Here is a 14,058-nt window from a genome sequence, read left to right on the forward strand (position 1 = left end):
CGTAACCGGACGGCGCGCTACGCGGGGGCGAGGAGGCGGCGGCCCGCCGTGCCGTGCGCCGTCGCCAGAGCCTCGTCGTAGCGGTGCAGCAGCAGCCGGGCCATCGCGGGGTGCGCGCCGAGCGGGGCGGCGGCGATCCAGGGCGCGTCGGCGGCGCTGCGGGTGGCGAAGTGTCCGGGCGCGGTGAAGTACGAGGCGATCGCGGTCCGGTGGCGGCCCCGGGCGGCGAGGGCGCGCAGCGCCTCGGGGACGGTGGGCGAGGCGGCGGAGGCGTACGCGGGCAGGACCGGGACGCCGCCGAGGCGCTCGCTGAGGAGGTCGGCCGTACGGCGGGTGTCGGCGGCGGACTCCGGGTCGCGGGAGCCCGCGGCGGCCAGGACGACGCCGGCGGCGGCGCGGTGGTACGGGCCGGGACGCCCGGGGTCCGCCGGGTACGCGGGGTGCGTGAGGTGCGTGAGGTGCGGCGGATGCCCGGGGCCCGCGGGCCAGCCGGCTTCGAGGAGCCGGTCGTACAACGTCTCGACCAGCAGCGGATGCGGGCCGAGCGGGGCCGCGACGCGCGTCTCCAGCCGGGGCGCGGCAGCGGCGGTGAACGCGGGCAGGTCGCGCTTGATGTGGACGCCGCGGCTCAGCAGCAGCGGTACGAGGACGGCCCGGCCGGTGGCGAGGGAGGCGAGGGTGCCGGACAGGAGCGGTTCCTCGATCTCGATGTGGCCGAGGCGTACGTCCACGCCGGGGCGCAGTTCGCGTACCCGGTCCAGCAGCGTCGTGACGGTGCGCAGGGCGCGCGGGTCGCGGCTGCCGTGGGCGACGACGACGAGGGTGGGGTGGCGCATGCTCCTGCGGGTTCCGTTCCGTGTGACGTGGCTGAGCTGGTGACCGAGCTGGGCGGTGATCCGGCCGAAGAGCTGCGCCGCGCTGTCGGGCAGCGGCGCCTTCGCGGGGTCGGCGCGGTGCGGGTCCGTGGGGTCGGCGCGGTGCGGGTCCGGCGGGGTGCCGGGGTGTGGCCGCGGCGGTGGCATGCGGTGGTGCGCCGACTCCGTCATGAGCCGATACTGCCGGGCCCGGGTTGCCGGGTGGTTGCGCGGCGGTGACGGGGGTTTTCCACCACCTCACAGACGCCGCGGGGGCGTTGTCAGACCCGTCACCTAGTGTGATCTCAGTTCGGAAACCAGAGGTCGGGGAGGGGGATCCTGCCATGGGCTGGATCGAAACGACGGGCGGGTACGCCGTCGCGCTGGACGGCACGAAGGTGGTGTGCCGCAATGCCGCGGGGCGGGCGCTGAAGCAGGTGCCGCCCAAGCTCAAGGACGATGCCGAGGTGGTGCGGCTGCGGCAGCTCGCCGAGTGGCTGGAGCGGCACGAGCGGGAGTGCCGGGAGCAGGTGGACGGCTGGCTGGTGCGGTCGCTGCCGGTCCCGGTGGCCCTGCTGGCGCGGGTGTGGCCGGACGCGGCGTGGCAGGCGGTGCTGCGCGATCTGGTGGTGGCGCCGGTGGCCGCGGACGGCTCGGCGGACACCGCGCGCGCCGGTTTCCTGCGGGACGCGGATCCGGTGCGGGGGCTGGGGATCGTCGATCTGGACGGGGACTCGGTGCGGCTGGATCCGGCGGAGGTGGAGACGGTGCTGCTCCCCCACCCGGTGCTCCTCGAAGACCTGTCGGAGCTGCGGGAGTTCGCCGCCGAGCTGGGTGTGGAGCAGGGGGCCGAGCAGCTCTTCCGCGAAGTGTGGCGGCGCCCCGACCTCGCGGGGACCGGAGGGCCCCCCGAGGGGGCCGGAGCTGCCGGGGCCGCCGGGGCGGCGGTGTGGCGCGCGTACGCAGACGGGAAGTTCACGCAGCTCCGGCACGCCACGGCCCGCGCGGTCCAGCTCGGCTACCGGGTGCGGGGCGGCCAGGCGATCTGCCCGCTGGTGGAGGACGGCCGCGCGCTGGAGGCGGCGTACTGGCTGGGGGACGACTACCCCGACGGCGAGACCGTGACGGGTGCGCTGGAGTGGCGTGACGCGGCGGGGCGGCGGCTGCCGCTCGCCGAGGTGGGGCCGGTCGCCTGGTCCGAGGGCGAGCGGATGGCCGCGCTGGTGTACGCGGGCCGCGTGGTCGAGAGCGACGAGGAGAAGGCGCTGTGAGCGACGTACGACCGCAGGGGAACCAGGCTCCGGGCGAGCCGGCCGGATCGGCCGGCTCGGCCGGGAGGCCGGTCAAGGTGGTGCTGGACGCCGGAGGGGTCCTGCCGTACGGGGCCGGCGCGGAGGGCGATGTGCTCACGGCGCGGGCGTACGAGCACCCGGCGCTGGACGGGCGCGCGGTGGTCCGGCTGGTGCCCGAGGCGATCGGGGCCGCCGAGGACCTGTCGCTGGAGTACCTGGGGTTCGGCGCGGCGCGGGCCGAGCCGGTCGGCCGGGTCAGGCGGCAGTCGCTGGGCTTCCCCGCCTGGGCGCTGGTGAACGATCCGGGAAACGGGCATCACGCGCTCGCCGTGGTCAAGGAGATGGAGCGGCTGACCCGGCTCGTCGCCACCAAACCGGGGCTGGCGAAGGAGGGGTTCGACGAGATCGGTGAGCGGCTCGACCGCTCCGTACCGCACTTCCTGCCCACCTACTACGAGCAGGTGGCGCGGCTCTTCCTGGGCGTCGAGTCCCGTCAGCACGCCTCGGTGTTCTTCGGCAAGGCGCGGGCGGCGGAGCAGCGACACGCGCTGGAGGTGGACGAGAAGCGGCTGCGTGAGGTGTTCCTGGAGTTCGCGGGGGCGGGCGCGCTGAGCGGCAAGGCGCTGCGTGAGCACGCGAAGGCGCTGACGGTCCGGCTGTCGGCGGAGGAGGCGTACGGACAGTTCCGGGCGGTCTCGCTGGAGCGGTGTGCGGCCGGACTCGCCCCGTACGCGGGGATGCTGGAGGACCTGCGGCGGCTCGCGAAGGGCGCGGGTCTGGACGTGGCGGCCGAGGAGCGGTCGCTGCTCCAGGAGATCATCCACACCGGTCCGATGAACCGGGCGGCCGGCAGCTTCTGGAAGTCGGCGCTGCCCGCGCTGACCGCCGCGGCCGAGGACCGCTCGGTGCGGGAACGGCTGCTGGCGCTGATGCCGTCCGCGGGCGGCGACCGTCCGGAGGAGTTCGACGCCTCCTGGCTGGAGTTGCTGGAGCGGTGCGGCGCGGTCGAACTGCTGGTGGACGGCACGGTTCCGGCCGCCGAGTGGCTGTCGGCGTGGGCCGGGCACCGCGGGCGCGGCTGGCGCGACACGCGGCGGATCCCCGCCGAACTGGCGCTGGTGGAGCGGCTGGTGGACCGGCTGGTGGCGGACGGCACGCCGGTGCGGCTGCTGAGGAACCGCGGGCGGCGCGTCATGGCGGACCTGGATCTGCTCGACGCGTGTCTGGCGTGGGGTGTGCCCGTCGCCCCTCCCGCCGCGGACGCCCGCCATCTCCACCTCGGCGAGTGGCTGTCCGACCGGTCCGAGGGGGGCCGGGACCTGGCGGCGCTGGCCGCCGACCCCAGGTTCGCCCCGCTGCTGCGGACCGGTGTGGAGGAGGCCGCGGACAACGGCGACGCCACGGAGCAGCTCGAAAGGATCGCCGACCACCCGGCGCTGCGCACGGCGCTCGTGGGGTGGCTCGGTGACCGGGCGGACGATCTGTCGCTGCCCTTCGGACTTCCGGGGCTGGACGACCAGTTGCGGCGGCTGAGCCGCTTCTCGTCGCGCCAGGTGCTGGCCACCGCGCCGGAGGCGGTCGCCCGGATCACCGCGGTCTCGCCCGCCCCCGCCCTGGCGAGGACGCTGCGCGCGGGCATCCTGGACGAGTTGGGGTGGCCCGCGCTGGAGGAGGCCCTGCCGGGGCTCGGCAAGGTCGATCCGAAGTCGTCGGGCCGGCGGTACAGCTACGGGGTGGACGACTGGTACCGGGTGCGGGACGCGTGGCCCGCCCTGCTGGTGCGCCTCAACGCGGAGACCGTGGCCGTGGGGGCCACCGAGGTCGTCGACCGGCGGACCCTCACCCTGCCGACCACGTCGTCCAGCGACTGGAGCGGGGCTGCGGTCCACTACGTGGGCGGCCAGTGGCTGGTCGCCCAGGGGCACGGCGACGACCGGCGGGCCGTGTGGTCCGGGCGTCCCGCCGAGGTGTTCACGCCCTCGGGCGGGCTGTCCGACCACTGGCTGGACATCCGGCCGTCGCTCGAACTGCCCGACGGCGGACGCTGCTACGGCGGTCGGCCGGTGTACGCGGGCGACACCTCGTTCGCGTCGGAGCACCGCTCGGTCGCCTCGGACGGCATCTCCGTCTGGGTGCTGCACGAGAACCGGTGGTGGGAGTACGACCCGGAGACCGCCCGCAGGGGCCGGACCTCCGTGCCGGGCTTCTTCGACTCGGCGCTCGCGGGCGGCGGCGTACAGCTTGTGGAGCGCGCGTGCCGGCTGCTTCCCGCAGGGCCAGGTCAGGAGTCCTCGCCGTTCGGCACCAAGGACGGGCTGCTGGGGTGGTCGGTGGTTCACGACCCGAAGGCGGGGACGCTGACGGCCTGTTCGGTGGACGGCAGCCGCAGCCCGGCCGTACCGCTGCCGGCGGGCACGGCGCCGGAGCATGCCCGCGCCGGACTTCCCGTACCGCCGCTGCGGCTGCCCGGCGGCGCCGTACTGCACCCGCGGGAGACGACCGGATACCGCGCCGGGATCGATCTGTACGACGCGGAGGGCATCCATCTCGCCACGGTGGAGGAGGGCGCTCGGGGTGGCGTCCACGCCGCCGGGACCCCGCTGGTGGCGCCGTTGGACCACTGGCACGCCCTGCGCCCCCGTGACGAGCGGGGCTCGGCCGCGCTGCGCGCGGTGACCGACGAGGACGCGGCGGCGCTGCTGGCCGCGGTCGGCGAGGGAACGCACGCGGAGACGGAGGCGAAGGCCGGGGCGGCCGTGCGCGAACTGCTGCCCGGGATCACGCACCCGGCGCTCGTGGCGGGCGTCGCCGGGCTGCTGGTGGAGGCGGCACGCCAGGGCAGGCGGGTACGGACGCTCGCGGCGCGGGCCGCGGGGGACGGCTCGGAGACGCGGCGGGAGCCGGAGGTGCTGCACGCCACCGACGAAGTGCTGAGCCAGGCGTTCAACGGCTTCGTCCTGGACCCGTACTCCCACTACTGGTTCAGGCCGCGGGCGAGCACAGCGGTCCTCGAACAGGTCCGGCGTATGCGGGAGATGACGGCGCCGGGCGCGGTCGCCGGGCGTACGGGCCTGAAGGAGACGAACGTGGGGTGGGCGACGCTGGGCGGGGTGGGCATGGCCGCGCTCGCGGTGCGCGCCGCTTCGCCCACCACGGACGAGAAACGACGCGCCGCGCTGCTGGAGTTCCTGGACACGGCGCTGTCCGTGGAGGCCGGGGGCGCCGCGGCCTCCGCCGGTGAGGCGGGTGGTGAGGCCGCCGGCGACGCCCTGCTGATCGACCCGCGCGGCCGGCTGCGCACCGTCGAACTGCGCGCCCCGGCGAAGGGGGACGCGAAGGCGTCCCGCGGAGAGGTACGGCACGCGGGGGCGCGGCGGCTGCTGGTCCTCGGCCATGTGCGCGACGACGAGGAGGACGCGTTCTGGCACGCCGTCGAGTACGACCCCGCAGGGGCCTTCGGCGGCTGGGACGGCTGGACGGTCGTCGCGTCCGAGGTGCTGGGCACGGCCGACGACCCGCCGCGGGCGCCCGTGGTGCGGCGTCTGATGGAGCTGGTGCGGGAGCGCGGGCCGATGCCGTACCGGCCCGAGTGGGCCGTGGACTTCGCGGACCGGGTCGGGACGACGACCGTCGCGGCCACCCTGCTCCAGCTCGGCTCCCCAGGACACAGCGGCTACCAGGGCAGGGGCGACGCCCTGACCGCCGAATACCTGGAACCGCTGGCCGCGAAGAGCGCCGAGGCCCAGTTGGGGCGCGCCGTGCTCGGCACGCTGAGCAAGGCGGAATCGCGCACGTACACCGCGCTGCTGCTGCCCGGGGATCCGGCGCGGGTGGCGGAGCTGTGGACGGACGGCTTCCCGGTGGAGCCGGTGGCGGACGCGTGGATCGCCGCGCGCGGCCGGCGGCGGGCCACCCCGGCGTCGCTGATCCGGCGGATGGTGGCGGAGGAGGGCGGCGGCACGGCGGTGAACGACGCGCTCAACCCCGAGCTGCTGGCCGCGCTGACGGGCCGTACCGAACAGCGCATGGTCGACGGCGAGCTGGAAGCGGCCGACCAGCACCGGCTGCTGACCGGAAAGACGTTGCGCGAGCTGGTCGACGCGGTGCGCTGGCTGGCGTACCGGCTGCCGTACGGCGATCCGCTGCGCGCCGTCCTGCCGACGACGGTGCGGATGGTGCGCGAACGGCTCGCCGACCCGGGTCTGCTGCTGTCCCTGGGCGTCGACCGGGACTCGGCGTGGGACGCCGTGTCGCCGCGGCTGCGCGAGGCCCACGGGGTGACGGCGAAGCGCGGGACGGACGAGAAGGAGCTGTTCGAGCTGACCCCGGCGCTGGTACTGGCACCGGATCGGTACTACCGGGGCACGGATGCGATCTGGGTGCGCCCGTCGGCCGTCCTGCCGGCGGCCTGGGCGGCGGCCGGGGACGGCGGTTCGAACGCGGAAGGGACCGGCGGTACCGGGGCGGGCGGGCCCGACCATCCCGATCTGAAGCTGCTGACGGCGACGGCGGGCCACGCGCCCGCGCTGGTGGCGCTGCGGGCGGTGCTGAGCGAGGAGTTCATGGAGCTGGCCTCGGCGGACGGCGCGCCGGGGGCGCAGCACGATCCGTGCCACAGCGTGCCGGAGCTGGTGGCGGAGGCCGCCGAGCGGTTCGGGCTCTCCGGTGACGCGGCGGCGCTCTATCTGATGCTGCTCGCGCTGCCCGATCCGACCGACAGGAACCAGACGGCCTGGACCGGCTGGAAGCCCGCCCGGATGAAGAAGGCGCGGGCCGAACTGGCCGCCACCGACCTGGTGGTGGAGGCCAAGCGGGCCAGGGCGGGGCGGTCGCTGTTCCTGCCCGGGGGCTGGCTGGAGGCATCCGCGCCGCGGCTTCCCTCGGAGAGCTGGAAGACGACGCTGCTGGCGTGGGAGATGCCCGGGGTCGTGGTCGGCCACCGGTCGGTGGAGCGGATGTTCGAGGCCGCGTGGCGGCGGGTCGCCGAGGGGGACACGCCGGGTTACGAGGAGTTCCAGGGCCGCGGCGGTCGCGGGCGCCGGGGAGGCCGGCGATGACGGACGCGGCGACGAGCGGCGTGGGTTCGGACAAGGGCACGGGCACGGGCACGGAGAGGGACGGCGGAGAGATGGGTACGGAGACGGGCGGGGGCGTGGGTACGGACACCGCGCTGCACGCGCAGACGGGTCGTGGCGCGGGGCCGGGGCGCCAGGTCGAGCTCCCGGAGGACCGGTACGCGGCGGAACTGGCGTTCCTGGCGGCGTACGACACCGGACCGCGACCGCCGAGCTGGCGGCTGACGCCGCGCGCGGTGGTGCAGTTCATCTGCGGCTCGGGCGGTGAGCCGCTGCGCTCCCCGGGCGGCGAACAGCTCGTCGTCCCCGGCAAGTTCGTGGGCGACCGGTCGCTGGTGGAGCGGTGTGTGGTGACGCTGGCGGGCGAGCGCGGGCTGCTGCTCGTCGGTGAGCCGGGCACGGCCAAGTCGATGCTCTCCGAGCTGCTGGCCGCCGCCGTCTGCGGCTCCAGCACCCTCACCGTGCAGGGCACCGCGGGCACCACCGAGGACCAGCTCCGGTACGGCTGGAACTACGCGATGCTGCTGGCCAAGGGCCCGAGCAGGGACGCCCTGGTGCCCTCCCCGGTCCTCACGGCCATGACACGGGGCGCGGTGGCCCGGATCGAGGAGGTCACCCGCATGCTGCCGGAGGTGCAGGACGCGCTGGTCTCGCTGCTCTCCGAGCGACGGATGTCGGTGCCCGAACTGGCGGGCGGGGACGGCGCGGAGGGAACGGTACACGCGGTGCCCGGCTTCACCCTGATCGCCACGGCCAACCTCCGTGACAAGGGCGTCTCCGAGATGTCCGCCGCGCTGAAGCGGCGCTTCAACTTCGAGACGGTCGGCCCGATCGACGATCTGGAGGCCGAGACGGCGCTGGTGCGCGCCCAGGCGACGGCGGCGCTGGAGCGCGGCGGCACGGAACTCCTGGTGGACGACACGGTGCTCGAAGCGCTGGTGACGGCGTTCCGGGAGCTGCGGACCGGCCGGAGCGCGGAAGGGTGGGAGATCGAGCGCCCCTCGACGGTGATGTCGACGGCGGAGGCGGTCCATGTGGCCACGTCGATGGGGCTGGGCGCGGCCTACCTCGGCGAGGGCAGGGACGTCGTACGGACGCTGCCGGGCCATCTGCTCGGCACCGTACGCAAGGACGACCCGGCCGACCACGCGCGGCTGCTGGGGTACTGGGACGGCCCGGTCCGGCGCCGTGCGGAGGCGGGGGCCCCGCTGTGGCGGACGCTGTGGGAGCTGCGCGATGAGCTGGGTTGAGCCGGGGGTTGACGAGCCGGGGGCCGACGAGGCAGGGGTCGACGAGGCGGGGGTCACGGACGCGCTGGACGCGCTCGCCGGGTGCCGGGAGCCGTATCTGATCGGGGTACGGCACCACTCCCCGGCGCTGGCGGCGGCCGTACCGGCGATGCTGGCGGAGGCGGCGCCGGAGGTGCTGCTCGTCGAGCTGCCGGAGGAGTTCGGGCCGTGGCTGCCGTATCTCGCCGACCCGGAGACGGTGCCACCGGTCGCGCTGGCGGGCGCCACGGGCGGTCCGGGCGGAACGGGCGGCTCGGGCGACGGGGTGGGCGAGGGCCTGGTGTTCCTGCCGTTCGCGGAGTTCTCGCCGGAGCTGGCGGCGATCCGCTGGGCCCGGGAGGCGGGGGTGGAGGTCGTCGCGTTCGACCTGCCGCTGGCGGCGCGCGCACCGGCACGCGGCCAGGAAGCGGAAGGGGAAGAGGGAGCGCAAGGGGAAGGGGAAGCGGAGGAGAGGCGGACGCGGGAACGGGGGTCCGGCGCGGCCCCCGGTACGCTCGCCGCCGCGCTGCGGGCGCGGGCCGGGGGACGGTCGGGCGACGACCTGTGGGACCGGCTCGTCGAGGCCACGGCCCCCGGGTCCGGCGCGGAGGCGCTGCGCCGGGCCGCGCTGCTGGTCGGCTGGGCACTGCGGGCCGACGCGGGCGCGGTGGACCCGTACGACCTGCGGCGTGAGGCGAACATGCGGCGGCGGCTGGCCGAGCACCGGGGCCGCCGTACGGCCGCCGTGATCGGCGCCTTCCACGCGCCCGCGCTGCTGCCGGACGGCGCCGGGGCGGACGGGGCGGACACGGAACGGGCCGTGGAGGGCGGGGGTGCCGTGGAGGTGATCACCTCGCTCGTGCCGTACACGTACGCGCTGCTGGACGAGCGGTCCGGCTATCCGGCGGGGATCCGGGATCCGGAGTGGCAGCGCGGGGTGTTCCTCGCCGGCGGGGATCGCGCGCTGCTGGACGACCTGCTGACGGCGAGCGCGGTACGGATCTGCGCGGCCGTACGGGACGCCGGGCATCCGAGCGGGCCGGTCGACGCCCGTGAGGTCGTCCGGGTGGCGAGGGACCTGGCGGCGCTGCGCGGGCTGCCCGCCGCCGGGCGCGGGGAGTTGGTGGAGGCGGTGCAGACCGTCCTCACCCAGGGGCGGATGCTCGGGCGGGGCCGGGTCGTGGCCGCCGCCATGGAGAAGGTCCTGGTCGGCTCGCGGCAGGGCAGGACGGCACTCGGCACTCCGCGTTCGGGGCTGGGCCCGGCCGTCGAGGCGCTGCTCGGCGCGTTGTCGCTGCCCGATCCGGCCGACCCCGGCCGCCGCGAGCTGCGCCTCGACGCGCACCGCGGCGAGCTGGACCGGCGCCGGGAGGTGTGTCTGCGCCGGCTGGCCGCCTGCCGGATCCCGTACGGCGAGGAGAGCGAGGTGGCGGGCGTGGGCGACGCGGCCCCGCTCACCACGCGCTGGGTGGCGGCCTGGACCCCCTCGACGGCCGCGATGCTCGATCTGGCGGGTGTGCACGGGGTGACGCTCGATCAGGCGACGACCGGGATACTGCGCCGCCGGCGCGCCGCGGAACGGCGCGCCGGCGGCCCGACGGCGGCCGAGGTGCTGGCCGGTCTGACGGAGGCGGCGCGCTGCGGGCTGCCCGAACTGGCGGCGGAGCGGCTGACGGAGACGGCCGCACTGCTGCCGGACTCCGGCGCCCTGCCCGAACTGCTGTCGGGGCTCGCCCTGTTGGACCGGATCAGGGCGGGCCATCTGCCGGGGCTGCCGGCCGGGTGGGAGCGGACGGCGCTCGACGCGGCGTACGAGGAGCTGGCCACGGCCGGGGTGCGCGCGCTCGACGGGCTGGCGGGCTCCACGGACCCGGCGGACGCGCGCGCCTTGGTGTCGCTGGCGGACCGGGCGACGGCGACGCTCGCCCCGGGCGGGGGCGGCGGCGGTGGAGGGCTACGGCTCGACGCGGCGCTACGGCGGCTCGACACCGAGGGGACACCGCTGATCCGGGGCGCGGCGGGGGCGGCCCGGGTGCTGCTGGGGCAGCGGGAGGCGCCGGAGTTCGGCGTCCGGGTGGCATCCCGGGTGGACGGCGCGACCACGCCCGAGCTCCGCGCCGAACTGGCGGGCTTCCTGCGCGGGACGCTGCTCGCGGCGGGCCCGCTGCTGGAGACGGGCCGCGCGCTGGACCCGCTGCTGGAGCGGGTCGAGTCGCTGCCCGACCGTGCCTTCCTCGACCGGCTGCCCGCGCTGCGGGCGGGCTTCGACATCCTCTCCCCCGCGGCCAGGTCCCGCCTGCTGAGCGCGGTGCGGGACCGTACGGGCCTCGCCGCGGGCGCCCTCCCGCCCGCCCTCTCCGACCCGACGGCACTGGCCCTCCTCGCCTCGGCGGACCTGGCGGGCCGGGAGGCCCTGGCGGCGAGGGGGTTGGGCGGTACGACGACTACCACGGCCGGCACGGCGGAACCCGGAGAGCGGGCGGGCGCGGCGGTCGGTGTGCCGGTGCGCGGGTCTGCCACGGCCGCGAGGCTCGCCGGGGTGGACACCGCAGTGGACGCCTCAGCGGACGCCTCGGTGGATGGGGAGTCGGCTCTCGGCGCCGGTGAGCGGTGGCGGTTGCTCCTCGGGAAGGGGCGGGGGCTGAGCGGGCACGCCCAACGGATCGCCGGGGCACTCGACGAGTTGTACGGGTACGGGCGCGGCGAGGGCGCCCGGGGCGAGGAGCGGACCGGGGACGGAGACGGGAACAGGGGCGGCAGCGGGGGCTCGTACCCCGATGTGCGGTCCTGGTCGGAGGAGTTGTCCGCGCTGTTCGGGCCCGGCATTCGCGAGGAGGTGCTCGCCGCGGCGGCCGACGCCGGCCGGCTCGACGCCGCCCTCGAACTCGACCCGGCGGCGGCCCGGCCCTCCGTGGAGCTGCTCCGTACCGTCCTGTCGTACGCGGGCGGTCTCCCCGAGCACCAGCTCGCGCGGCTGCGGCCCCTGGTGGCGCGGCTGGTCGCCGAGTTGACCGAGGCGCTCGCCAACCGGATGCGTCCCGCGCTGACCGGGCTGGCGCATCCGCGCCCGACCCGGCGCCCCGGTGGCCCGCTGGATCTCTCCCGTACGCTGCGCGCCAATCTGGCGACGGCCCGCCGGGACCCGGGGACGGGCGCCGTGACGGTCCTGCCCGAGCGGCCCGTCTTCCGCACCCGGGCCCGTAAGTCGGCGGACTGGCGGCTGATCCTGGTCGTGGACGTCTCGGGTTCGATGGAGGCGTCCACGATCTGGGCGGCGCTCACCGCCTCCGTACTGGCCGGGGTACCGGCGGTCAGTACACACTTCGTCGCGTTCTCCACCGAAGTGATCGATCTGACCGACCAGGTGGACGACCCGCTGAACCTGCTGCTGGAGGTCCGGGTCGGCGGGGGCACGAACATCGCGCGCGGGCTGCGGCACGCCCGTGAGCTGATGACCGTGCCGTCCCGCACGCTGACCGTGCTGATCAGCGACTTCGAGGAGGGCGGCCCGGTCTCCCCGCTGCTCGCCGAGGTACGGGCGCTGGTCGACTCGGGGTGCCGGGTCCTGGGCTGCGCCTCGCTGGACGACGCGGGACGGCCGCGCTATTCGGCGGGCGTGGCGGGCCAGTTGGTGGGGGCGGGCATGCCGGTCGCGGCGCTGAGCCCGCTGGAGCTGGCCCGCTGGGTCGGCGAACAAGTAGGAGGGGCACACCGATGACGGATTTCGCCACTGGGGCCGCGGTTTCCGCGGCCGTACTGCCGCCCGTGGCCGCCGAGGTCGCGGCCGGGGCGCTCGATCTGCTGCCCGCCCGGCTGCGCAAGCGGGTGGACGGGGCGGTCGCGAAGGCGGCCGGCTGGCCCGTGGAGGCGACCGGCGAGGGTGTTCTCGTCCGGGTCGCGGAGGACACCGCCGTCACGCTGCGGGTGACGGGCGGGATCGTGGCCGACGCGGAGAGCGCGGTGTGCGACTGCCTGCTGGCCCCGGCCTGTCTGCACCGCGCGGCCGTGCTGTCCAGCGCGCCCCTCGCCCTGGGAGGCGGGACGGCGGAAGACGGGGAGGAGGGCGCGGAGGACCCCGGCGGATCCGTCGCGGAGGATGCCGGCGGATCTGCCGAAGAGCCGGGAGCCGAGACGGCCGGAGTCGGCGCGGCGGGTGAGGGCGGGCCGTCTCGGCTCACCGCCGGCCAGGCCGACGCGCTCGGCGCCCTGCGCGAAGCCGCGACCGCCGTGCTCGTCTCGGGTGTCGCCGGGTCCGGCGCCGTGCACCGCGCCGAGCTGCTGCACGCCGCGCACTCCGCGCGCCTGGCCGGGCTGTCCCGCCCTGCCGCCACCGCTGTCCGGATCGCGCGGCAGCTCGGTGAGGCCCGGTCCGACGATCCGGCGTTCCGGCTCTCCGCGCTCTCCGGCGAACTCGCCGAACTGCTCGACCTGGTGCGCCGCCCGGCCGACGCGGCGGCGCCCGCCCGACGCGACTACCGGCCCGAGGGGCCGCTGCGGCTGTATGGGCTGTTCACCGAGCCGGTCGTCACGGCGTCCGGCTACGCGGGCGCGACGGTGTACGCGCTCGCCCCGGACGGTGCGCTCCGTACCCGCTCGGACGTGGCTCCCGGCGGGCCCGGCCGGGCCCTCCAGGCATCGGGGACACCGCTGCCCGGCGGCTGCGCGCTCACCCTGCGGGAGTTGGGCGACGGCGGCGGAGTGATCCTGACCTCGCCGACCGTCTCGCCGGACGGGCGGATCGGCGGGGGCGGGCAGGTGCGTTCCGTACGGGCCGCGGGGGCGGGGTGGCGGGAGGAGCCGCTCGCCGCGCTCTGGGAGCGGCCTCCCGCGGCCCAACTGGCCTCGGCGCTGGCCTGGTTGGCCGAGCCCTTCGACTCCCGTGGCGCGGGCGGCGATCTGCTCTTCCTCGACGGCACCGTCACCGTCACCGGGCCTGGGCTCGGCGGCGGGGGCACGGGGTTCGCCGTGTCCGGTGGGCCCGTACTGCGGCTGGCGGCCCCCGACGAGCGGCCCGAGCTGCCCTACGCGGAGAACCTGGCGCTGTTCGCCACCCGCCCCGGGCTGGCGCTGCGGCTCGTCGCCCGGGTCGTACCGGACCGCCCCGACGTCGTGCGCGTACTGGCCGCGTCCTGGACGGGCCACGACGGGGAGCCCGTCCGCGCGGACCTGGGGCTGCGCCGGCTCAACCGCTCGCACATCCCCACCGTACGGGACGCGCGGCCCGCCTCACCCGCGCCGGCCGCGCCCTCGGCGCTCCCCGTCGAGCTGGATCTGCTGCGCCGGGCCGTGGACCGTGCCGTGGCGGGCGGGCGCGCGGTCTCCGCCGCCGCGGTGGAGGACGAACTCCCCCGCCGGCTGCGGGCCGTGGGCCTGACCACCGGCGCGCAGCGCGCCCTCGCCCTGGCCGAGGCGGCGGCGGACCGCCGCCACGACGTGCTGGGCCGGCTGCTCCCCGCCGATCCCGAGGGATTCGCCCTGGCCTGGCTCGCGGCGTCGGTCTACACGGCGGCGGCGACCGAGACGCTGCTGCTGGCGGCCTGGGCCCCGCCGGAGATATCCGTCGGCTGAC

6 protein-coding genes are annotated in these 14,058 nt (G+C 76.5%); 5 read left to right on the forward strand and 1 reads right to left on the reverse strand.

Features of this window, described 5'->3' with window-relative positions; genetic code table 11:
• Positions 1-17 precede the first annotated feature (17 nt).
• Positions 18-1,046, reverse strand: coding sequence for a sirohydrochlorin chelatase (locus ACIO3P_RS03650; protein ID WP_401850647.1), 1,029 nt, complete (start codon positions 1,044-1,046; stop codon positions 18-20).
• Between the two features lie 152 nt (positions 1,047-1,198).
• Between ACIO3P_RS03650 and ACIO3P_RS03655 the strand changes: the two genes are divergently transcribed.
• From ACIO3P_RS03655 to ACIO3P_RS03675, 5 genes are all read left to right on the forward strand, one after another.
• Entirely contained in the window at positions 1,199-2,125 is a 927-nt protein-coding gene (locus ACIO3P_RS03655; RefSeq protein WP_329827221.1) for a DUF4132 domain-containing protein, read from the forward strand.
• On the forward strand, positions 2,122-7,203 hold the full coding sequence (locus ACIO3P_RS03660; RefSeq protein ID WP_401850650.1) for a hypothetical protein: 5,082 nt from the start codon (positions 2,122-2,124) through the stop codon (positions 7,201-7,203). The genes ACIO3P_RS03655 and ACIO3P_RS03660 overlap by 4 nt, the downstream gene beginning before the upstream one ends.
• A 71-nt stretch (positions 7,204-7,274) precedes the next feature.
• Complete coding sequence (locus ACIO3P_RS03665) at positions 7,275-8,471, forward strand: AAA family ATPase (protein WP_401850898.1); 1,197 nt, start codon at positions 7,275-7,277, stop codon at positions 8,469-8,471.
• Positions 8,458-12,207 (forward strand): DUF5682 family protein, encoded by a 3,750-nt coding sequence (locus ACIO3P_RS03670; RefSeq protein WP_401850653.1) that lies wholly within the window; start codon positions 8,458-8,460, stop codon positions 12,205-12,207. Before ACIO3P_RS03665 ends, ACIO3P_RS03670 begins: the two co-directional genes overlap by 14 nt.
• A complete protein-coding gene (locus ACIO3P_RS03675; RefSeq protein WP_401850656.1) occupies positions 12,204-14,057 on the forward strand; it encodes a hypothetical protein in 1,854 nt (617 codons plus the stop codon). The genes ACIO3P_RS03670 and ACIO3P_RS03675 overlap by 4 nt, the downstream gene beginning before the upstream one ends.
• The last annotated feature ends 1 nt before the right edge of the window (position 14,058 follow it).

The organism is Streptomyces sp. NPDC087310 (genome assembly GCF_044744405.1).
Taxonomy (GTDB): domain Bacteria; phylum Actinomycetota; class Actinomycetes; order Streptomycetales; family Streptomycetaceae; genus Streptomyces.